Origin of the sequence: Streptomyces mirabilis (assembly GCF_039503195.1) — a bacterium.
In the GTDB taxonomy this organism is placed as follows: Bacteria; Actinomycetota; Actinomycetes; order Streptomycetales; family Streptomycetaceae; genus Streptomyces; species Streptomyces mirabilis_D.
Window position 1 is genome coordinate 1,925,544 of sequence record NZ_JBCJKP010000001.1, and the last position, 20,660, is coordinate 1,946,203.

Consider the following 20,660-nt stretch of genomic DNA (forward strand, 5'->3'; position numbering starts at 1 on the left):
ACCATGCAACGCCGCTCGCGTCGCATCGCCACGTCCTTCTCCGCCGTGGTCGCGGCGCTCCTCGTGTCACTCTCCCTGTCCGCCGTGCCCGCCCGGGCCGCGACCCACAACCCCGTCATCTTCGTGCACGGTCTCAGCAGTTCGGCGAGCACGAGCGTCGCAGAGCGTGCGGCGGACGTCCTGGGGGGACAATCCCGGTAAGACCCCGTCCTCCCGGGAGGTCCGTCATGCCCTTCAGGCCAGCCGGCTCCGCCAAGCTGTCGCACGACGCCGTGCACCATCCACTGTTCGCCCGCTACTACGCCCGTGTCAGCGTGATGGCCGAGACCCGGATGGGCATGGGCGGGGTACGCGACCGGCTGCTCACCGGACTTTCGGGGCGGGTCATCGAGATCGGCGCCGGCAACGGGCTGAACTTCGCGCACTACCCGAGCGCCGTCTCCGAGGTGGTGGCGCTCGAACCCGAGCGGCTGCTGCGGCAGTTGGCCGTGGAGGCCGCGCTGCGCTCCGAGGTGCCCGTGGACGTGGTGCCGGGCGCGGCGGAGGCGCTGCCGGTCAAGAGCGAGGCGTTCGACGGGGCGGTGATGTCGCTGGTGCTGTGCAGCGTGCGCGATGTGCCGCGGGCCCTGGGCGAGTTGCGGCGCGTGCTGCGGCCCGGTGGCACCGTGCGGTTCTTCGAGCACGGAAAGGGCGGCGGGCGCGTGATGGCGTCCGCCCAGCGCGGCCTGGACCGGACGGTGTGGCCGCGACTGAACGGCGGCTGCCATCTGGCCCGCGACCCGATCGCCGCGCTGCGCGAGGCCGGATTCGAACTGGGCCCGTACCGGCGGCTGTTGATGCCCGAGAAGGGACCGCGGCTGCCCACGTCGTACTGCGTGCTGGGCAGCGCGAGGCGCCCGCCGGTCAGGGAGTAGTCACAGACTCCACTGCCGCAGCTCCTGTGCGATCTCGTGCACGGTCGCGTCGCCGCCCTTCACCAGGCGGGCGAGTTCGCGCACCTGCTCGGGCGAGGTGACGACCTTGAGGCCGCTGGCGACGAGATAGGCGTACGCGACGGCCGAGGCGAACATCGCGTTGGACCGTTCGAGCGCCGGGACGTGCAGCAGCAACTGGAGCAGCGCGGCGGCGCGGGCGTGCGGGCTGTCGTAGACGGGAATGCCGAATATCTCCGCCTCGTGCCGACTGACGGCGGCGACGAGGGCTCCCCAGTCGGTGACCTGGGGATCTCCGGGCGTCTTCTGTTCGGCGACCATGAGGAGCCAGGCGAGGTCGACTCTGAGACTGCTCAAGGGATCAACGACGACCTTCGCGCGAGCCGTCCCGGAACGCGTCCCGTGAGCCCTCCCGGTCCGCGCCGAACTCCTCGGCGAAGACGTTCGCGTACTGCTTCATGAAGTCGGAGGCGGCGTCGACGAAGGTGTGGCCGACCTCCCCGGTGTCCTGTCTGACCAGTTCTTCGATGTAGCGGTTCACGCTCATGCCGCGTTCCAGGGCCCGCTCCCGGGCCGCCCTGGCGGTGCCCTCGTCCACCCGCACGTTCAGCTGAGTCTTCGCCATACCTCGAAGCTAGCGCCGAAGTGCTAGCACCCGCAAGGGGGCGACTCGCCGGAGCCGGTACCTCGGGGGATACCGGCCGTGGGCGGGGTCACACTACGCTCGGCCGGGACCAGGGAGTCAGGACGTCCATCACGGAGGAGGCGGCCTTGTCCACACCTGCTGCGGAGCACGCCGTCGGACGACGGGACGCCGACGGGGTCGCCGCCCGCGCCCGCGGCCTGACGAAGGCGTACGGATCCGGCGAGACCACCGTCCTCGCCCTCGACTCGGTCGACGTGGACATCGCGCGCGGCCGCTTCACCGCGGTCATGGGCCCCTCGGGTTCCGGGAAGTCGACGCTGATGCACTGCCTCGCGGGACTCGACACCGTCTCGGCCGGACAGGTGTGGCTCGGCGACACCGAGATCACGGGGCTCAAGGACCGTGAGCTGACCCGCCTGCGCCGGGACCGGATCGGGTTCATGTTCCAGTCCTTCAATCTGATCCCCACGCTGAACGCGGCCGAGAACATCACGCTTCCGATGGACATCGCGGGTCAAAAGCCGGACCAGAAGTGGCTGGACCAGGTCATCGACACGCTCGGGCTGCGGGACCGGCTGAAGCACCGGCCCGCACAGCTGTCCGGCGGACAACAGCAGCGCGTCGCCTGTGCGCGGGCGCTCGCCTCCCGCCCCGAGCTGATCTTCGCGGACGAGCCGACCGGCAACCTCGACTCCCGTGCGGGGCTCGAGGTCCTCGGCTTCCTGCGCGAGGCGGTCGACGACCTCGGCCAGAGCGTCGTCATGGTCACGCACGATCCGGGCGCGGCGGCCCACTCCGATGTGGTGCTGTTCCTCGGGGACGGGCGGATCGTGGACGAGATGGAGCGGCCGACGGCGGAGGCGGTGCTGGAGCGCATGCGGCACTTCTCCGGGGGCCGCCCGGCCGCCGGGGGCGCCTCCGACGGCGTGGACGTGGTCCTGGCCGCCGACTCCGACGACGTACCTCTCGACGCGTCTGTGGACGCATCTCTCGACACCCTCGACACCTTCGACAAGGACTGAGGCGGCGGCCGTGCTCAAGGCGACTCTGCGGAGCTTCCTCGCCCACAAGGGACGACTGCTGCTCTCGGCGCTGGCCGTCGTGCTGTCCGTGGCGTTCGTGGCGGGCAGCCTGATCTTCTCGGACACGGTCACCCGTACGTTCGACCGGCTCTTCGCGTCCACCGCCGCCGATGTGACCGTGTCGCCGAAGAACGACCTCAAGTCGCGGGTGGCGACCGGCGCCACGCCGACGCTGCCCGCCTCGCTCGCGGACCGGCTCGCGAAGGTCGACGGCGTGGCGGCCACCCATGTGGACGTGAGCGTCGAGAACCTCACCATCGTCGACCGCGACAACAAGTCGATCGGACCCACCTCGGGCGCGCCGACCATCGCCACCAACTGGCAGGTCACCAAGCGCAGCCCGGTGAAGCTGACCTCCGGCCACGCCCCGCACGGCGCCGACGAGGCGCTGCTCGACGCGGACACCGCCCAACACAAGCACGTGGCGATCGGCGACACCCTGACGGTGCAGGCGGAGCGCACCTTCCCGGTGAGGGTCGTCGGCATCGCCACCTTCACCACCACCAACCCCGGTGCCGCGCTGCTGTTCCTCGACACCCCCACCGCGCAGACGAACCTGCTCGGCAGCCCGGACGCCGCCACGAGCATCGCGGTGGACGCGGCGCCCGGTGTCGCCGACGCTCCGCTCAAACAGCGGATCGCGGCACAGGTGGGCACCACGACGTACGACGTGAAGACCGCCGACGAGCAGGCCAAGGACGCCACCGCGCAGCTCGGCGGATTCCTGGACGTCATCAAGTACGTGATGCTCGGCTTCGCCGGCATCGCCGTACTGGTCGGCGTCTTCCTGATCGTCAACACCTTCTCGATGCTCATCGCCCAACGCACCCGTGAGTTGGGCCTGTTGCGCGCGCTCGGCGCCGACCGGCGGCAGGTGCGGCGGTCCGTGCTCACCGAGGCGCTGCTGCTCGGTCTGGTCGGCTCGACGCTCGGACTCGCCGCGGGGATCGGTCTCGCCCTCGGGCTGATCCGGCTCATGAGCGCGTTCGGGATGAACCTCAAGTCCACCGAGATGGTGATCGGGTGGCCGACCCCCGTCACGTCGTACGTCGTCGGGGTCGGCGTCACCTTCGTGGCGGCGTATCTCCCGGCCCGGCGCGCGGCCGGTGTCTCCCCGATGGCGGCCCTCTCGGACGCCGAGGTCGCCGGAGTGGGACGGCCGCTGCGGACGCGCGCCCTGGTGGGATCGGTCGTGGGCGTGGCCGGAGCCGCCGCGCTGACCGGCTGCGCCACGGCGTCGAAGACCGCGACGTCCGCCTCCCTGCTGGGCCTCGGTGTCGTACTCACCCTCATCGCGACGGTGATCGCGGGACCGCTCCTTGTGCGGCCGGTGATCCGGGTCCTGGGCGGTGCCTTCCCCGCCCTGTTCGGCCCGGTCGGCCGGATGAGCCAGCGCAACGCGCTGCGCAATCCGCGACGCACCGGTGCCACGGCGGCCGCGCTGATGGTGGGCCTCGCGCTGGTCGGCGGGATGTCCGTGGCGAGCGCGTCCATGAGCAAGTCCTTCGACCACCAGATCGACAAGACACTGGGTTCCGACTTCGTGATCCAGAACAGCAACTTCGTGCCGTTCACCAGGGAGATCACGGACAAGGTGCGCGCCACCCAGGGTGCCGGGCTCGTGGTCCGCCAGCGGTTCACGCCGGTCGCGGTGCGACTGCCGGACGGCAAGCGGGTGGAGACGACCGCGGCGGGCTACGATCCGCGGCTCGACGACGTCGCCCACGTCACGTACACGCAGGGAAACACGGCGGCGGCGCTCGGTGCCGGGCACCTGTCGATGGACGCGAAGTTCGCGCGGGAGCACGGCGTGCGCGTCGGCAGTGTGATCCCCGTCGAGTTCCCCGCCGGGCGGAAGACCGAGCTGACCGTGGGGGCGCTCACCGACCAGGGCGGCTCCGGGGGTTTCGGGATGCAGGGCGGGCTGGCCTTCGGCTTCGGCACGGTCGAGAAGTACGTGCCCGGCGGGCAGGACTCGGCCCTGTACGTGAACGCGGCTCCCGGCACGAGCCCCGACCGGCTGCGCGCGCACCTGGAGCGGACGCTCAAGCCGTATCCGCAGGTGCAGGTCCGTGACCAGGCCGACTACAAGAAACTCGTGCACGACCAGATCGCCGTGCTGCTCTACCTCGTGTACGCGCTGCTCGGACTCGCGATCGTGATCGCGGTGCTCGGCGTGGTCAACACCCTCGCCCTGTCGGTGGTCGAACGCACCCGCGAGATCGGGCTGCTGCGCGCCGTCGGGCTCGCCCGGCGCCAACTGCGCCGGATGATCAGGCTGGAGTCGGTGGTGATCGCCGTGTTCGGCGCCGTCCTCGGCCTCGCGCTCGGGCTGGTCTGGGGCGTCTGTGTGCAGCGGGTCCTCGCGCTCCAGGGCATGAAGTCGCTCGCCATCCCCTGGACCACCATCGTCGCCGTGGTCGTGGGTTCGGCGGTCGTGGGCATCGTGGCGGCGCTGCTGCCGGCGCTGCGCGCCTCGCGCATGAACGTTCTGGCGGCCATCGCGCACGAGTGATGTGGGCGTTCCTGTTGATGGACGCGTCCTGTCCACCGGTGTACGTGTCCTGTCCACCGATGGATGTGTCCTGTCCACCGATGCACTCGCGTCCGACCCACTCCGTTCGCCTTGCGCACAAGTGGCCTGTGAATGAGGAGAGTTCATGCCGCAGTCCCTGGGCTCCTCCCGCCCGTTCCGGTTCGGCGTCAATCTGCTCGCCCCCGCACCCCTCGACGAGTGGCGCGCCAAGTGCCGACGCGCCGAGGAACTCGGTTACGACGTGATCCTGGTCCCCGACCACCTGGGCATGCCCGCGCCCTTCCCCTCGCTGGTGGCAGCGGCGGAGGCAACCGAGCGGCCCCGCCTCGGCACCTTCGTGCTCAACGCGGGCTTCTGGAATCCCACGCTGCTGGCCCGCGAGGTCGCCACCACGGACACGCTCACGGGCGGTCGCCTCGAACTCGGGCTCGGCACCGGCTACATCCGGGCGGAGCACGACACGGCGGGCCTCCCCTGGGGCTCACCGCGCGAGCGGGTCGACCGTCTCCGGCGCACCGTCGAGGAGTTGGAGCGCCTCCTCGGTTCGGACGAGCACCAGCCGGGAGCGGTGCAGCGCCCCCGCGTGCCGCTGCTGATCGGCGCCAACGGCGACCGGATGCTGCGGCTCACCGCCGAGCACGCGGACATCGCGGCGTTCACCGGGGCGCGCACCAGCCCGGGCGGCACGCTGGAGCCGATCACGGCCGCCGCACTGGACGAACGCGTCGCCCTGTACCGGGAGGCCGCGGAGGGGCGCAAGGAGCCCGCCGAGCTCAATCTGCTGATCCAGGTCCTCGCCGTCACCGAGGACCGCGGCGCCGCGATCCGGCCCTGGCTGCCCCGCATCCCGAGTCTGACCGAGGACCAGGTGCTGGAGCTGCCGATCGTGCTGGTGGGAACACTGGAGCAGATCGTCACGCAGGTGCGGGCGCAGCGGGAACGGTATGGCTTCTCGTATCTGACGGTCCTGGAGCCGAACATGGAGGCGTTCGCCCCCGTCGTCGAGGCGCTGCGGGACGAGTGACCGTCCGGATCGTGGAATTCGGTGCCGCCCCACGGGACGCGTGATGGGATCGGCGCCATGACCGACATGCGCATACGGGCCGCGACGCCCGAGGACCTCGGCACCGTGCTGGCCTTCTGGAAGGTGGCGGCCGAGGGCACGAGCATCAGTGACGACCGGGACGGCGTGGAGCTGCTGGTCGCCCACGATCCGGAGGCGCTGATCCTGGCCGAGGACGACGGCGAGCTGGTGGGCACGGTGATCGCGGGCTTCGACGGCTGGCGCTGCCATCTGTACCGGCTCGCGGTGCATCCCGGGCGGCGCCGCCGCGGGATCGGCTCCGCGCTGCTCGCCGCCGCCGAGGAGCGGTTCGTACGGCTCGGGGGGCGCCGCTCGGACGCGATGGTGCTGCGGCGCAACGAGACCGGGCAGCATGCGTGGCGGGCCGCCGGGTACGAGCTCCAGGAGCAGTGGCGCCGCTGGGCGAAGCCGCTCACCGACTAGCGTCCAGCACCCAAGAGGGCATTTTGCCGATCCTTTACCATGGGAGGATCATCCGGTCCTTCCATGAAAGGTGTGAGCGTCCGCCGATGGGCGAGACTCCCTATACCTCACATCGCGCGATCCCCCCGCCCCTGGCCGATCATGGGACGGAGGTGACCCGATGACCGAAGTGCTCCTCCTCCTGGTGGCGGTGCTGCTCTCGCTGGCCTGTGGCGCCTTCGTCGCGGCGGAGTTCTCGCTGACCACGGTCGAGCGCAGCGAGCTGGAGCGGGCCGTCGAGCGCGGCGAGCGCGGCGCGTCGGGCGCCCTCAAGGCTGCACGGAACCTGACGTTCCAGCTGTCCGGCGCCCAGCTCGGCATCACCGTCACCAACCTGGTCGTCGGCATGCTCTCCGAGTCGTCGATCGCCAAGCTGATCGCGGGTCCGCTGGAGTCGCTCGGCGTCTCGTCCTCCGCGTCCCGTTCGGTGGCGCTGGTCATCGGTACGGCCCTGTCGACGGTCTTCCTGATGGTCGTCGGCGAGCTGGTCCCCAAGAACTGGGCGATCTCCTCTCCGCTCGCCGTGGCCAAGCGGGTGGCGACGCCGCAGCGCTGGTTCAGCGCCGCGTTCCGCCCGTTCATCACGCATCTCAACAACACGGCCAACCGTGTCGTACGGGTCTTCGGACTCGAACCGGCCGAGGAGCTGGCCTCCGCGCGCGGGCCCCAGGAACTGGTCGCCCTGGCCCGGCACTCCGCCAAGGAGGGCGCCCTGGAGGCGGACACCGCCGAGCTGTTCGTGCGCACCCTGAACCTCGCCGACCTGACCGCGGAGAACGTGATGACCCCGCGCGTCCAGGTCATCGCGCTGGACGTCCAGGCGACCTGCGAGGACGTGGCGAACGCGACCCGGGCGACGGGTCTGTCCCGCTTCCCCGTCTACCACGGCAACCTCGACTCGGTCGTGGGCGTGGCACACATCAAGGACGTGGTGGCGGTACCAGCCGAGTCACGGCCCCGCACCCCCGTCTCCCAGATCATGCGCGCACCCCTGTTCGTACCGGAGTCACTCACCGTCGATCGGCTGCTCGACCGGCTGTCCGGTGGGCGCACCATGGCCGTCGTCATCGACGAGTACGGCGGCACGGCGGGCGTCGCCACCCTGGAGGACATCGTCGAGGAGGTCGTCGGCGAGGTCCGCGACGAGCACGACCCGCACGAGACGCCCGACCTGGCCCCGGCCGGCGCGGACCAGGAGGGGCGGGCGCTGTACTCGGCCGACGGGTCCGCCCGCACCGACCAGCTGGCCCGCGTCGGGCTGCGGGTGCCCGAGGGGCCCTACGAGACCCTGGCCGGCTTCCTCGCGACCGAGCTCGGGCGCATCCCCGCCGTCGGGGACGCCGTCGAGGTCGCCGGGTGGCGGCTCGACGTGGTGGACGCCTCCGGGCGGCGGGCCGCGCGGGTGCTGCTGCACGCGCCGCGCGACGGGGAGCAGCGGTACGACGAGGAGAGGGGGCCGCGATGACCGCCGTACAACTGCTGATCGGGCTGGCGACGCTGGTCGTGAACGCCTTCTTCGTGGGCGGCGAGTTCGCGCTGATCTCGGTGCGCCGCAGCCAGATCGAGCCGCACGCCGAGGAGGGCGACCGGCGGGCACGCAGCGTCCTGTGGGGCCTGGAGCACCTGTCCGCGCTGCTGGCGGCCGCGCAGCTGGGCATCACCCTGTGCACGCTGGTCCTCGGCATCGTGGCCGAGCCCGCGATCGCGCACCTGCTGGAACCGGCGTTCCACGCGGTGGGCGTCTCGCAGAGCGCGGGCCACGCGATCTCGTTCGTGATCGCGCTCGCCCTGGCGACCTATCTGCACATGCTGCTCGGCGAAATGGTGCCGAAGAACATCGCGCTCGCGGAGCCGGTGCGCACCGCGCTGCTGCTCGGACCGCCGCTGGTGGCGCTCTCCCGGGCGCTGCGCCCGGTGATCTTCACGGTCAACGCCTTCGCGAACGGCCTGCTGAAGCTGCTGCGGGTCGAGACGAAGGACGAGGTCGTCGCCACCTTCTCCGACGACGAGCTGGCCAGGCTGATCAAGGACTCCGGCGAGGCGGGGCTCATCGACGACCGCGCTCTGGAACGGTTGCACGACGCGCTGGAGCTCGGCCGCCGGCCCGTACGGGACGTGGTGCTGCCACTGGAAGGTGTCGTCTACGCGCGCGTGGGCGTCACTCCGGACGAGCTGGAACGGCTGTCCGCCGAGTCCGGCTTCTCGCGCTTCCCGGTCGTGGACGAGGGGCGCCGCATCGTGGGCTATCTGCACGTCAAGGACGCGCTGGACGCGATGCCGCGCGAGGTGCCGTTCCGGGTGGAGGACATGCGGCCCATCGCGCGGGTGCGGGAGAGCACCCCGCTGGACGACGTGCTCACGGCGATGCGCCGCAGTCGTACGCATCTCGCGGCCGTCATGGGCAGCGACGGACGGATGACGGGGCTGGTGACGATGGAGGACGTGCTGAGGGAGCTGTTCGGACAGACGGTGTGAGGGCGGCCGGGCCGGGCCCGGCGGAGGCCCGACCGACCGGCGAGTATGCGTGCGGGTTAACATCTTGTCCGCCATGCAGACGAATGCCACCTACACCAGTCTTGTCGCGGTCGGCGACTCCTTCACCGAGGGCATGTCGGACCGGCTGCCCGACGGCTCCTACCGCGGCTGGGCCGATCTCCTCGCCGGCCGGATGGCCACGCGGACGCCCGGTTTCAAGTACGCCAACCTCGCGGTGCGCGGCAAGCTGATCGGACAGATCGTCGAGGAACAGGTGGACGTCGCGGTCGCGATGCGGCCCGACGTGATCACCCTCGTCGGCGGACTCAACGACACACTGCGCCCCAAGGTCGACATGGGACGCGTCCGCGCTCTCCTGGAGGAGGCCGTGGAGCGGCTCGCCCCCGCCTGCGAGCGGCTCGTCCTGATGCGCAGCCCGGGCCGCAACGGTCCGGTGCTCGAACGGTTCCGGCCGCGTATGGAGGAGCTCTTCTCCGTCGTCGACCAGCTCGCGGATCGGCACGGCGCGCTGGTGGTCGACCTCTATGGGGCGCCCTCACTCGCCGACCCCCGGATGTGGGACGTGGACCGACTGCATCTGACGGCCGAGGGGCACCGGCGGGTCGCGGAGGCCGTCTGGCAGACGCTCGGGTACGAACCCGAGGACAAGGAGTGGCGTACGCCGATGCCGCCGACGGCGCCGCCCGGCTGGGTCGCCCGCCGCGCCGCCGACGCCAGCTTCGCCAGGCAGCACCTGCTGCCGTGGATAGGACGACGCCTGACGGGACGCTCATCGGGGGACGGCCGGGCAGGCGCGCAGTTCAGCCCTGAGCTGGGCAAAGCCTTCTGGGTCACCCCTGCGGACCACACGAACCCCGGTCCTGTGGCGGACTGGCGACGGGCGGAGCCCTAACCCAGAGCCCAGCCCGGCTGCCAGTACCCGACCCTACTCAGACGAGTGCGTTCTTGTAGAACAGGTTCGAGCGGCGGTCTCCGGCGGCGCCCGAGGCGAAGCCGAGGAACAGCCGGACCTCACCGGCGACCGTCTGATAGATGGCGAGGCCTTCCGGCTCACGGAAGTCGAGAGTCTCGCCCGCCTTGGTGAGGACCGGGCCCTGCACGATCGTGCCGGTGTTCATGTCGACGCAGGTGATCTCCGAATTCACCACACCGCCACTGGCGTCGTAGGACGTCCCCGTGAGCAGGTACAGGTACTGGCCGTAGGCCGTGTAGCCCTGGAACGTCGGCGACAGCGTCGGCAGGCTCGGCTGCTTGAAGTCGGCGAGCGACGAGGAGAAGTCGCCGTTCGTGGCGTCTGCGAGGTCGTAGACCGCGATGTGCTTGCCGTCGCTGACGTTGTACCGGACGATCAGGCGGTTGTTGACCGGGTCGATCGAGCAGGTGTGCTCGGTCGCGGTGGCCACGGGCGTGTACTTCGTCAGCGCCGACGACGTGTTTGACAGCGCCGTCCCGCTGGTGAACTTGAAGCGGGCGAGACGTGCGCCGTAGCCGTTCGCGTTGGCGTCGACCTCCGTCCACAGGTACGTCGACGAGCCCACGCCCTGCGCGCCGAAGGCGACACCGTGCCCGAAGCCCGTCAGGTGCATGTAGCCGACGTAGTTGCCCGCGAAGTCGAGCTGCGTGATGCACAGGTCGCCGGCGGTGTCCGAGGAGCCGTCGCGCCGCTGCGCCACGAACAGCCGCCGGTTGACGTTGTCGAAGGCGAAGCCCTGCTGGACGGTCACGTCGTGAAGGGACTGCCCGCGGTAGAGGTCGTACGAGGGCTGTGTCAGGTCGAAACGCGGGGACGTCGGTATGGCGGCGCTCGCGGCGCCCGCGCCGTATCCGACGCCCAGCGCGGCGAGGCCGAGGCCGGTACCCGCGCGCAGCAGCCCGCGTCGGCTGAAGCTCATGGGCGACGTGTGTGTCATCTTCTGTCCTCCTGTGGCGGCAGCGAAGAGTTGATCATGAAGGCATGAGCTTATGCGAAGACGCACGGGAGGGCTTGCCCCGGGTGCCCGCACCGGTCGGCCTGCCGACGTGCTCGCAGTCGCTGACGGGGTCTACGGTCCCGGGCTGGAACTCGCGCCGCGCGGGGCGTGTGCGGGCGCCTCGAGGTGCTCGCGGGGGCGACCCGGTGGACTGGTGTCAGGGCCGGGGGTCGGGGGCGAAGCCGTCCCAACTGCCGACGAGGTGGGGGCCGGTGTGCTCGTCGCGCTTGCCGGGCCGTACAGATGGACGAGCAGGCCATGGGCGCGCGAGCCGCGCCGGATCGTCAAAAAGCGGCGCCGGGGCGCTGCTCGTGTCGGCGAGTTCGTCTGCGGCGAGCGCGAAGGCGCTCTGGCCCAAGTGGCCGAGGCTGCGGGCGAGCTGCGGAGCGGCCGAGGACATGGACGGATCGTGGCCGCTGTCGATGCGGATCTCAGTTGTCAGACCCGCCCTTACCGCAAGGAAAGTCCCGTACCAGCGATCGCTTGCCGTGGGCTGGCTCGATGATCAGGCGAGCACAGTGGAAGGGATACGTCCGAGAGGCGCACACTCAACGCGCCGGGACTGTGGGCCATGAACGACGCCGGTTGGAGCCATCAACTCGCCGGCCCCGAGCCGAACCTGATCTCGTGGTTCCAGGTCGAGGCCAGCAGGGTGGCGGACGACCGGCCCCCCACACAGCCGTTCCTGCGCTGCGCCGCGGACACGACAGAGTGGATCGGCACGATGCGTCTTTCCGCGGTCCAGGTCCTCTTGCCGGTCCAGGGGCTCGACGCCTCAGCACGACCGCCGTACGCTGTCGTGCCGTCCCTGCACACGGTCGACTGGTTCCGTGTGAAGGCGACCCACGATCGCCGACAACGGTGGGCGGGACTCGGCCACCATGCCCCAGCTCAAGGACGACGGCCTGCCCGGCCTCTCCGCCAACGACTGGCTCACCCCCGCCATCAACTACCTCGGTCTCGCCGTCTTCTCAGGTGGCGGCGTGGTGAAGCGAAGGGGCCGGGCCCGGTGGCGGAGGACCGGGAGAGCCGCGGCACGGCGCCCGGCGGTCCTCCGCGTGGTGCACGCTGGCGACCGGCTTACCCCATGGGGAGGTTCAGCCGGTGAAGGCCGCCGCGCCGTTCGGTGTGCCGAGCCCGGACGGGCCGTCGTAGCCGGTGGTGCCGGTGCACAGGTACGACCCGCCGCAACTGCCGTTGGAGCCGCTGGTGACGTCGTACAGCGCCGAGGTGTGGGCATACGGGAAGGATGCCGGGTAGGAACCGGAGGACGGGGCACCGGCCAGCGCGTAGACCGCCGCGATCAGCGGGGAGGAGGCGCTGGTACCGCCGAAGACCATCCAGCCGTTGCCCTGGCCGTAGGTGTCGTACACCGCGACACCGGTGTTCGGGTCGGCGACCGCCGAGACGTCCGCGACCGTACGGTTCGCGCAGCCGGAGTCCTTCTGCCAACTGGGCTTGGCGTCGTACGCGGAGCAGCCGGAGCCCGCACCGCTCCACACCGTGTCGGTCCAGCCGCGTGCGGTAGAGGCGGTCTTCAGAGATGTACCACCCACCGCCGTCACGTACTTGGACGCCGCCGGGTACTCCACGCTGTAGCCGCCGTCACCCGAGGAGACGGTGATCGCGACGCCCGGGTGGTTGAAGTAGCTGGAGTCGTATGTTGCGTCGCTCGACGACTCGGAGCCGCCGTAGCTGTTGGAGACGAACCTCGCACCCAGCCTGACGGCGGTGTTCACGGCCGTGCCCAGATTGGTCATGCTGGCCGAGCCGGCCTCCACCAGCAGGATCTTGCAGTTGGGACACGCCGCGCTGACCATGTCGAGGTCGAGGGAGATCTCCTCGGCCCAGCCGGAGTTGCCGCGCGGGTACTTGGTACCGCCGTTCTGGTCGGTCTTCTTGAAGCAGCCGTTGGCCGTGGTGCAGGCGGACAGGCCGTACTGGGAGCGGTAGACGGCGAGGTCGGCCTCGGCGCTCGGGCCGTCATAGGCGTCGACGATTGCCACCGTCTGACCCGAACCGCCGCTCGCGGACGGCAGGTTGTATGCCGACTGCAGCGAGGCGGGGCCGTAGCCGGAGGGAACGGCGGCCGCTGTCAGGACGCTCTCGGCGTGCGCCGAGACGGGGCTGCCCGCGGTGACCTGAAGGGCGTTGCAGGCCATCACGTCCTTCTCCGTCGACGCTGCGCAGGCACGGGCGACAGAGACGCCGTGGGACGCGGAGGCGGTGGCCTGGGCCGCCTGGCCGATGGGTGAGGCCAGGGCGAGGGCGGCCGTGGCGAGCGTGGCCACGGCGGTGAGGGAAACGGTTCTGCGCAACGTACGTCCTCCACATGGTGGGTGTACCGGGAAGGGCTGTGGGGGTGCGCGGTACGGCCTCGGCGCGTGGTGTGCGCCGGGGCCGCGCAGAACGTGCAAATGTCGAGGCCACGTCAACAAGGTGGATGTTGAACCGGGAACGCTCCTTTGCCTTTTCTGAGAAATTCCTGTGTCGTTCATGGGTCAGTCATGACCTGGAGTCGACCTGTCCATGGCTTGATCGACCCGGGCGGCGGTTCGGCCGGATTCAGTCGGCAACCCCGTTCCGAAGCGAACCTCTTGAGCCGCATACTCAGACCCGGGGTGGACGCGGGCTACTTCGCGGAGAAATCGCGGGGCCGAGAACAACTGCGCCTTTCGTTCCGGTCTGCGCTCACCGGCCCGGGTGTGGCCGGAACCATCCGCCGACAGGGCCTGTGCGTTCGCTTCGAGCAGCCTTGGTATCAGCGCCCGCCGCACCGCGTGCCCTCTCATGAAGCTTCGCCGTGCCCTTGTGGCGGTCGCAACGACCGCCGCTGTCGCCCCCGCCGCGTCGACGATGGCCACCGTGGCCTACGCCGACGACAGCTCGGCCTCGGCCACTCCCACCGCGAGCACCAGCTCTTCCGCCGCGGCCTCCTCCGCGCCGGTTCACGCCTTCTTCTCCCCGCCCACGTACCGAACGATCGCCACCGGCGGATCCTCGCTCAGCGACCTGCCGAACCCCTCACGAGGCAGAACTGTCAGTACTCGTGGGTGGTGTCGTGGGGCGCGGGCCGGGGAGGCGTCACGTACGGCCATGGCTGTGGGTGAGCTTCGTGCGGCCAGGGGGCCGGGTGGGAGGGGTACAGCTCAGGGTCCGGCTGAGACGCGTACGGTCCGGGCCCCGGGACGGCTGCGTACGGTCCGGAATGGGTGACCGCCTCGTACGGTTGCGGCTGCTGAGCGGCCTCGTACGGTTCCGACTGCTCAGGGGCGGCAGTGCGGTTGTCCCCGGAGGGCTCCGCTCCCGCCGGTGCCCTCAGGCTGCCGTAGCGCTCCATGCGCTGCCAGCGCAGTCGTGAGCCCGACACGGCGGTGAAGACGGACTGGATGACCACCAGGTACATCAGCTGACGGTAGACGAACTGCTGCAGTGGCAGGCTCCACAGCGGGCCGGGCCGCTCGCCGTCCAGGCGGAACGCGTACAGGCCCATGCCGAGTTGCAGGAGAAGGAAGGCCAGCCACAGGGCGGTGATCCGGAGTGGGTCGAGGAAGACCAGGCCGTAGACGCCGAAGACATCGACGACCGGGGCGAGCAGGGGCAGCAGGACCTGGAAGAGGAGGAGGTAGACCAGGCCCCGGCGGCCCAGCTTGCCGGCGGCGCCGCGCTGGATCAGGGCGCCGCGGTGCTTCCACATCGCCTGCAGGGTGCCGTAGCACCAGCGGTACCGCTGGCGCCACAGGGCGTTCAGGGAGGCGGGTGCCTCGGTCCAGGCCACCGCGTGCTCCTCGTACACCACGCGCCAGCCGGCCCGGCACAGTGCCATGGTGAGGTCGGTGTCCTCGGCGAGGGTGACGTCACTGACGCCGCCGAGGGCGAGCAGCGCCCGGCGGCGGAAGGCGCCGACCGCGCCGGGCACGGTCGGCATGCACTCGGCGAGGTCGAACAGGCGGCGGTCGAGGTTGAAGCCGACCACGTACTCGATGTGCTGCCAACGGCCCAGCAGGCCACCGCGGTTGACGACCTTGGCGTTGCCCGAGACGGCACCCACGCGCGGGTCGGCGAAGGGCTGCACGATCGTGCGGACGGTTTCGGGTTCGAAGACCGTGTCGCCGTCGACCATGACCACCAGGTCGCAGGAGGCCGCGGCGAGCCCGGTGTTGAGCGCGGCCGGCTTGCCCGCGTTCTCCTGCCGGATCACCCGCACCCCGGGCAGGCGGAGGGACTCCACCAGGTCGGCGGTGCCGTCGGTGGAGCCGTCGTCCACCACAATGATCTCGACCGGATGGTCCGAGGCGACCAGGGAGCGTACGGCCGCCTCGATTCCGGCGCTCTCGTTGTACGCCGGGACGATGACGCTGACCCGTTCGGTCACCGGCGGCCCCCACGACCTGCCCCGGCGCCCCTTGCGCAGCCGCCGGTGCCGGCGGGCCGCGAGCACCGTGACCACCGCACGCAGCACACTGATCACTCCGGCCGCGAACATCAGCACACCCAGCAGCCGCACGGCCCAGTCGCCGGCCTGCAACACCGTGACGAGGGCCATGCCCTGGAGGTGCTCGCCCAGTCCGGCAGGCTGGACGGGGCCGGCCATGCCGACGGCGGCGCCGACCGTCGCGAACTGGAAGCCCCGGGCCTTGAGCCGGGGGATCAGGGTGTTCAGCGCGGCGACGGTCTGGGAGCGGTCGCCGCCGCCGTCGTGCATCAGCAGGATCTGTCCGGCGCGACCGTGCGGGGTCGCGTTCGCGACGATGCGGTCCGTGCCGGGGCGCTGCCAGTCCTCGGCGTCCTGGGTGGAGAGCACCGTGACGTAGCCCGCCGCGCCAGCCTGCTTCAGGACCGACCAGTCGGCGTCGTTCAGCGCGTCGTTCTCCGAGGAGTACGGCGGCCTCAGCAGCGCGGTGGTGACCCCGGCCGCGCCGGCCACCGCGAGCTGGGTCTCGCGCAGCTCCAGCGAGCGCTGCCACGGGGCGAGGCGGGACAGGTCGGGATGGGTGAAGGTGTGGATGCCGATCTCGTGGCCGTCGGCGACGATCCGGCGGACCAGTTCGGGGTGGTCCACGACCTCGGTGCCGACGACGAAGAAGGTCGCCTGCACATGGTTGCGGCGCAGCACGTCGAGGATGCGCGGCGTCCAGACGGGGTCGGGGCCGTCGTCGAAGGTGAGGGCGATGGTGCCGGCCTTCGGGCGGGCGGTGTGCGGGGCGCCGGCGGCGTCCGCGATCACGGGGCCGCCGTGGGTCACCCGGCCGGGCACCGCCTCGGCGCGACCCCGGGGGCCGGTCACGTTGTCCGAGGTGATCCCGAACATGTGGTGGGTGTAGCCCTGCAGCAGCAGGGCGGCCGACAGGGTCACCACGAGCACACACAGCAGCAGCCAATGGGCGCGAGGGGTGATCCGGCGGGTACGGCTGCGGCGGTGAGGAGCGGTGCGGCGGCGATCGGTCACGTCAGGGCCTTGGATCACTTCACGGGCTTGTGGGACGTCCCGAGGGCGCGCCCCTGGGAGGAGGGGGCCGGGGCCGGGGTCGGGGTCGGGCTGGCGGTGGCCGTCGCAGAAGTGGTCCTGGTGGGCGCCGCGGTGGGCCCGGACGTGGCCACGGGGGCGGTCGAGGCTGTCGGCCGCACCGGCGAGGAGGTCCGCTGCGCCGTGGGACCGGACTTGTCGTGCGCCGCGGTGGAGCTCGTGCTCCCCGCCGAGTGGCCGGTGCCGGACGGGGAGTCGGAGGCGGTCGCACGGGGCGCGGCCCGGTGTGTGGTGTCCGGCTGCGGGACGAACGGAGCGCTGATGCCGGGGCCGCCCAGCATGGTGCTGATCAGCAGGGCGACATAGCCCCCGGCGGGGATCACCAGCAGCCGGGCGACTCGCAGCACGAGGCGCTGGCGTCGCTCGGAGGAGTCCACGAAGACCGGCCGCATCGGTCCGTTCCCCGGCGTGTCCGGGTCCGGCTCGGATTCGAGCGCCGGCACCGGCACGAAGGGGACGGGCTGCGTGTCGGTCTCCGGGGCCGCCACGGTGAGGACGTCGCCGTGGGCGGCGTCCCACGCCGTCGGGTGGGGCTGCGTCCACTGCGCGAGCTGCACCGGGTCCCGGGTCAGCGCGGCCGTGTCGCCGTTGTACCCCTCATGGCCGTACCCGTCGTGACCGTAGGCATACGCGTGCCCAGCGCCACCGTACGGATCCTCGCCGTACGCTTCACCGCTGCCGTTCGTCCACTGCACGAGTCGTGTCCCCTGTCCCGGCCGGCCGACGCGGCCGCCCGCATGGACAGAGCGCGGCGGGCCGAAACTGTTACACCTCCCCCACAACTCATGCCTCGGCAGCCACTTCACCACCGCGTCTCCGCACTCGGCCGTTTGCACGTGGAACGCCCTCAGTTCCCGGTGCGCCGCAGCGAAGGCGCCCCATGTCTCGGGCTCCGCGATCACGCCGCCGTAGCGCGGCAGCAGTTCGTCCCGGGCGGCACCACGGCGCCTCGAAGTCGGCCGTCGCGAGGAACCCGGCCACGTGGCGGGCCTGGGCCGCCGTCAGCACCAGGAGCGGTCGTCGTCGCCGTCGGCCGACCGGTCACGGGCAACCGCAACGATTGCAAGGCGTGGGAACTTTCCGGTGCGAAGGCCGCCGTCGGACGGGCCACGGTCATCGCGGACGGCGGCTATCGGGGCACCGGCCTGCCCATTCCGCACCGCCGTGAACGCGGCCAGACGGAACTGCCGGATCGGAAAGAAGAGCACAACACCTCCCACCGCAAGGTCCGGGCCCGCGTCGAGCACGTCTTCGCGCGGACGGAGGCATGGAAGAGCCTTCGTGACCGCCGTCTGAAAGGCGACGGCGTTCACACTGCCGTGCTCGGCATCGCCCGGCTGCACAACCTCGCCGTCGCGGGGTGACTCCCGCCCCCTACGAGACCAGAGAGGCCCGAGGGAGGTGGCTCCCCACCTCCCCCGCTCGCAGAATGTTCAGTCGATACAGAACTCGTTGCCCTCGATGTCCAGCATCGGGATGCACGACTCGTTCTCCTCATCGGCGTACAGCGTTCGCACGTGGGTCGCACCGAGGGCGACCAGTCGTGCGCACTCGGCTTCGAGCGTGGCGAGGCGCTCGTCCCCCACGAGCCCGGTGCCGGCCCGAACGTCGAGATGCACCCGATTCTTGACGATTTTCCCTTCGGGGACGCGCTGGAAGTACAGGCGCGGGCCCACGCCTGAGGGATCACTGCAGGCGAACCATGATCCCTGCTCCTCAGGAGGCAGGGTGCGGTTGAAATCGTCCCAGGTGCTGAACCCCTCCGGTGGCGGCGGTATGACGTACCCCAACACTTCACACCAGAAGCGAGCAAGGCGCTCAGGTTCTGCGCAGTCAAAGGTGACTTGGAACTTCTTGATCGCTGGCATCGGCGCACCGTACCGCGTACCAGGCGGACCCTGCCGCTCATTTCCCCAGGCGGATCCGCCCGTCCCCCGCTGGCAGGGTCGCGGCTTGCCGGGGAGGACATCTGCTCGGGGAAGACCTCCCCGGATCCCCCTGGGCGGAATTCGCCGTCGTTCGTATCCAGCGAGTCGAGCAGCAGCGGCCACAGGCCAAAGCGTGTGTGTTCGGCGCGCATCCGCGTCCACAGCACAACCGTGGCCGGCCCGTCACTGAGCCACAGGAGCTGTCCATCTCCGTCGCCCTCATCGGACCGGACCATCCGGCCCGACGGGAGCAGGCCCTCACAGCTCAATCGGGCTTGAGGGCGCACGCTACTACTGCGACCGAGAGGCATCACGGAGAGGGGCCGACCACTCTGTGGGGCACTGGCTAACGCCGCTTGCGCTTCTTCTTGTTCCGGTTGTCGGCGCTCGGCTTGGCACCGCTCGGCCGGCCGGGCGGCGTCGGGTTCGCCGCGGCCTCGCGCAGGCCGATCCGGCGAGTCTGCCAGACAGTCAGCTCCCACAACCCGATCGCGACGCCGACGCCCACGACGCCGACGGGGAGGGAGCTGAAGTCGGCATCGGCGGCCTGCGGGGCCAGCCAGCCGCTGGGGTCCACCAGCAGGTCCTCGGTGGTGCCCGCGTCCTCCCTGCCGTGGCAGCCCATGCCGACGATGTCGGCGTGGTCCATCGGCCTGCCGTCGGTCCGCTTCAGCCTGCAGTGGTAGATCGAGCCGGTCTTGCCCTTGGTGGTGTACACCGAGGTGATCCGCACCTCGGTGCGCCGCCCCTGGCTCTGCATCAGCGCGGCCTGGAAGACCAGCCCGGAGCCGAGCGCGACGGCCAGTCCAGTGATCAGCCCGGCGAAGAACACCCACCCCTTGGTCGCGGTCGCCATCAGCACCGCGATCGCGAGGGCCACGGTCAGCACACCGAGGATCAGCGCCGCCGGAAACCAGTCCGGGCTGGTGCCGAGCACGCCGATGCCCACCATCAGCAGGGGGACGAGCGCGGCTATGCGGGCGAGCCGCCGCACCACGTGCGGGGGCCAGGCCACCTTCTTCCGGGACCCGGGCGCCATCAGCGGCCCTCGAACCGGCGCAGCCCGACCCGCCGGGACAGCCAGACCAGCAGCTCGAAGAGCACCAGTACCACCGGCAGGGCCCACGCGGCGATGTCGATCCCGCTGTAGTCCGTCTCGGCCAGCTCCGGCGCCGTCCAACCGTGCGGGTCGACGAGCACGTCCTCGGTCTGCCCGACTTCCATCGGGCCGTCGCAGGAGTCGTTGCCCAGCTCGGCGTGTTTGAGCGGCTTGCCGTCCACCCGCCCCAGAAGGCAGGTGTACTCCGGCCCGTGCTTGCCCTGGTACGTCTTCACCGAGGTGACCCGCACCTCCACCCGCTGCCCTTGGTGCGCCATCACCTCCGCCTGCAGCACCGGCCCCGGCCCGGACAGCGCGGCGATCCCCACGATCACCCCGCCGACGATCAACCACCCGTTCGGAGCCGCGGTGATCAGCAGCGAGAGAGTCGCGATCAGCGTGAAGGTCCCGAGCACCAGTCCGAGCCCGCTCCAGTCCGGATTGGCGGCCAGCAACGACAGCCCGACGATCACCGGCGGACCGAAAAACGCCATCGTGGTGAGGCGGCGGACCTGCCGGGACGAGGTGGCGGTGACTATTCGAGGCACGGCGTCAGTGTGACGAACGGGGGCGTCAGGCTGAAGAACGGGGTCCGCCACTACAGTCGCGCTCTCGATGAGCACCTGTGATCCGAGCGATGTGGCATGCCTGGCGCACCGGGCACCGGCCCTGGCCTGAGGAGATGTTCTGGCCCGGCGAGCGTGCGGCGGTCCACTTCTGCTCCTGCGGTGAGCAGTTCTGGCCCCTCACGAAGGAGGCGCCTACCCCGACTGGCGCGACAACCCGGTCCGCAGGGAGCGAGCCGAATGACCTAAACGGTGGAGCGCACGTATGCGGAGGTGACGTATTCCTCTGGGGCGGTGGAGCTTTACTCGCACTGGAGTGTTTGAGCGCGTGT

The 20,660-nt window shown here is 70.8% G+C and carries 18 protein-coding genes and 2 pseudogenes; 10 read left to right on the forward strand and 10 right to left on the reverse strand.

The window, feature by feature from the left end:
- Positions 1–3 precede the first annotated feature (3 nt).
- A pseudogene (locus tag AAFF41_RS09310) lies at positions 4–153 on the forward strand (lipase); the annotation flags it as partial.
- A 74-nt stretch (positions 154–227) separates the two neighbouring features.
- Positions 228–914, forward strand: coding sequence for a class I SAM-dependent methyltransferase (locus AAFF41_RS09315; RefSeq protein WP_319750684.1), 687 nt, complete (start codon positions 228–230; stop codon positions 912–914).
- On the opposite strand, the gene AAFF41_RS09320 is transcribed toward AAFF41_RS09315, so the two are convergent.
- Both AAFF41_RS09320 and AAFF41_RS09325 read right to left on the reverse strand, forming a co-directional pair.
- Positions 915–1,289: a fic family toxin-antitoxin system, toxin component gene (locus AAFF41_RS09320; protein WP_319750685.1), complete on the reverse strand. Its 375-nt coding sequence runs from the start codon at positions 1,287–1,289 to the stop codon at positions 915–917. It lies immediately after the preceding gene.
- A gap of 4 nt (positions 1,290–1,293) precedes the next feature.
- Positions 1,294–1,557, reverse strand: coding sequence for a hypothetical protein (locus AAFF41_RS09325; RefSeq protein WP_054228994.1), 264 nt, complete (start codon positions 1,555–1,557; stop codon positions 1,294–1,296).
- A gap of 146 nt (positions 1,558–1,703) precedes the next feature.
- On the opposite strand from AAFF41_RS09325, the gene AAFF41_RS09330 reads away from it, so the two are divergent.
- The 7 genes from AAFF41_RS09330 to AAFF41_RS09360 all read left to right on the forward strand — a co-directional run bounded on the left by AAFF41_RS09330 (position 1,704) and on the right by AAFF41_RS09360 (position 10,130).
- Positions 1,704–2,600: an ABC transporter ATP-binding protein gene (locus tag AAFF41_RS09330; RefSeq protein WP_319750686.1), complete on the forward strand. Its 897-nt coding sequence runs from the start codon at positions 1,704–1,706 to the stop codon at positions 2,598–2,600.
- A 10-nt stretch (positions 2,601–2,610) separates the two neighbouring features.
- Positions 2,611–5,175: an ABC transporter permease gene (locus tag AAFF41_RS09335; protein WP_319750687.1), complete on the forward strand. Its 2,565-nt coding sequence runs from the start codon at positions 2,611–2,613 to the stop codon at positions 5,173–5,175.
- A 145-nt stretch (positions 5,176–5,320) separates the two neighbouring features.
- Positions 5,321–6,220, forward strand: coding sequence for an LLM class F420-dependent oxidoreductase (locus AAFF41_RS09340; protein WP_319750688.1), 900 nt, complete (start codon positions 5,321–5,323; stop codon positions 6,218–6,220).
- Positions 6,221–6,277: 57 nt separating this feature from the next.
- Entirely contained in the window at positions 6,278–6,703 is a 426-nt protein-coding gene (locus AAFF41_RS09345) for a GNAT family N-acetyltransferase (protein ID WP_319750689.1), read from the forward strand.
- 160 nt (positions 6,704–6,863) lie between these two features.
- The gene (locus AAFF41_RS09350) at positions 6,864–8,207 is read left to right on the forward strand and encodes a hemolysin family protein (RefSeq protein ID WP_319750690.1); all 1,344 of its coding nucleotides are present in this window, start codon (positions 6,864–6,866) and stop codon (positions 8,205–8,207) included.
- Positions 8,204–9,217 (forward strand): hemolysin family protein, encoded by a 1,014-nt coding sequence (locus AAFF41_RS09355; protein ID WP_319750691.1) that lies wholly within the window; start codon positions 8,204–8,206, stop codon positions 9,215–9,217. The genes AAFF41_RS09350 and AAFF41_RS09355 overlap by 4 nt, the downstream gene beginning before the upstream one ends.
- Positions 9,218–9,290: 73 nt before the next feature.
- Entirely contained in the window at positions 9,291–10,130 is an 840-nt protein-coding gene (locus AAFF41_RS09360; protein WP_319750692.1) for an SGNH/GDSL hydrolase family protein, read from the forward strand.
- Between the two features lie 37 nt (positions 10,131–10,167).
- Here the strand turns inward: AAFF41_RS09360 and AAFF41_RS09365 are convergent, their stop codons facing one another.
- The 5 genes from AAFF41_RS09365 to AAFF41_RS09385 all read right to left on the reverse strand — a co-directional run bounded on the left by AAFF41_RS09365 (position 10,168) and on the right by AAFF41_RS09385 (position 17,430).
- Positions 10,168–11,148 carry a phage baseplate protein gene (locus AAFF41_RS09365; RefSeq protein WP_343323826.1) on the reverse strand — a complete coding sequence of 327 codons (981 nt, stop codon included), beginning with the start codon at positions 11,146–11,148 and terminating at the stop codon, positions 10,168–10,170.
- A gap of 217 nt (positions 11,149–11,365) precedes the next feature.
- A complete protein-coding gene (locus tag AAFF41_RS09370; protein ID WP_343323827.1) occupies positions 11,366–11,608 on the reverse strand; it encodes a hypothetical protein in 243 nt (80 codons plus the stop codon).
- A gap of 697 nt (positions 11,609–12,305) precedes the next feature.
- Positions 12,306–13,526: a S53 family peptidase gene (locus tag AAFF41_RS09375; protein WP_425526116.1), complete on the reverse strand. Its 1,221-nt coding sequence runs from the start codon at positions 13,524–13,526 to the stop codon at positions 12,306–12,308.
- 722 nt (positions 13,527–14,248) lie between these two features.
- Entirely contained in the window at positions 14,249–16,657 is a 2,409-nt protein-coding gene (locus tag AAFF41_RS09380; RefSeq protein WP_343323828.1) for a bifunctional polysaccharide deacetylase/glycosyltransferase family 2 protein, read from the reverse strand.
- A 14-nt stretch (positions 16,658–16,671) separates the two neighbouring features.
- Entirely contained in the window at positions 16,672–17,430 is a 759-nt protein-coding gene (locus tag AAFF41_RS09385) for a hypothetical protein (RefSeq protein WP_343323829.1), read from the reverse strand.
- A gap of 321 nt (positions 17,431–17,751) precedes the next feature.
- On the opposite strand from AAFF41_RS09385, the pseudogene AAFF41_RS09390 reads away from it, so the two are divergent.
- Positions 17,752–18,099: pseudogene (locus tag AAFF41_RS09390) on the forward strand (transposase); the annotation flags it as partial.
- Between the two features lie 69 nt (positions 18,100–18,168).
- Here AAFF41_RS09390 and AAFF41_RS09395 read toward each other — a convergent pair.
- From AAFF41_RS09395 to AAFF41_RS09405, 3 genes are all read right to left on the reverse strand, one after another.
- A complete protein-coding gene (locus tag AAFF41_RS09395) occupies positions 18,169–18,603 on the reverse strand; it encodes a VOC family protein (RefSeq protein WP_319750698.1) in 435 nt (144 codons plus the stop codon).
- Positions 18,604–19,009: 406 nt separating this feature from the next.
- Positions 19,010–19,702 carry a hypothetical protein gene (locus tag AAFF41_RS09400; RefSeq protein WP_343323830.1) on the reverse strand — a complete coding sequence of 231 codons (693 nt, stop codon included), beginning with the start codon at positions 19,700–19,702 and terminating at the stop codon, positions 19,010–19,012.
- Positions 19,702–20,310, reverse strand: coding sequence for a hypothetical protein (locus AAFF41_RS09405; protein WP_319750700.1), 609 nt, complete (start codon positions 20,308–20,310; stop codon positions 19,702–19,704). Before AAFF41_RS09405 ends, AAFF41_RS09400 begins: the two co-directional genes overlap by 1 nt.
- Positions 20,311–20,660: the final 350 nt, after the last annotated feature.

Bases quoted from the DNA above. Each gene is read 5' to 3' on its own strand.
- AAFF41_RS09315 (WP_319750684.1), top strand. From the start codon at position 228: ATGCCCTTCAGGCCAGCCGGCTCCGCCAAGCTGTCGCACGACGCCGTG.
- AAFF41_RS09325 (WP_054228994.1), bottom strand. From the start codon at position 1,557: ATGGCGAAGACTCAGCTGAACGTGCGGGTGGACGAGGGCACCGCCAGG.
- AAFF41_RS09340 (WP_319750688.1), top strand. From the start codon at position 5,321: ATGCCGCAGTCCCTGGGCTCCTCCCGCCCGTTCCGGTTCGGCGTCAAT.
- AAFF41_RS09345 (WP_319750689.1), top strand. From the start codon at position 6,278: ATGACCGACATGCGCATACGGGCCGCGACGCCCGAGGACCTCGGCACC.
- AAFF41_RS09350 (WP_319750690.1), top strand. From the start codon at position 6,864: ATGACCGAAGTGCTCCTCCTCCTGGTGGCGGTGCTGCTCTCGCTGGCC.
- AAFF41_RS09355 (WP_319750691.1), top strand. From the start codon at position 8,204: ATGACCGCCGTACAACTGCTGATCGGGCTGGCGACGCTGGTCGTGAAC.
- AAFF41_RS09360 (WP_319750692.1), top strand. From the start codon at position 9,291: ATGCAGACGAATGCCACCTACACCAGTCTTGTCGCGGTCGGCGACTCC.
- AAFF41_RS09365 (WP_343323826.1), bottom strand. From the start codon at position 11,148: ATGACACACACGTCGCCCATGAGCTTCAGCCGACGCGGGCTGCTGCGC.
- AAFF41_RS09370 (WP_343323827.1), bottom strand. From the start codon at position 11,608: ATGTCCTCGGCCGCTCCGCAGCTCGCCCGCAGCCTCGGCCACTTGGGC.
- AAFF41_RS09395 (WP_319750698.1), bottom strand. From the start codon at position 18,603: ATGCCAGCGATCAAGAAGTTCCAAGTCACCTTTGACTGCGCAGAACCT.
- AAFF41_RS09400 (WP_343323830.1), bottom strand. From the start codon at position 19,702: ATGGCGCCCGGGTCCCGGAAGAAGGTGGCCTGGCCCCCGCACGTGGTG.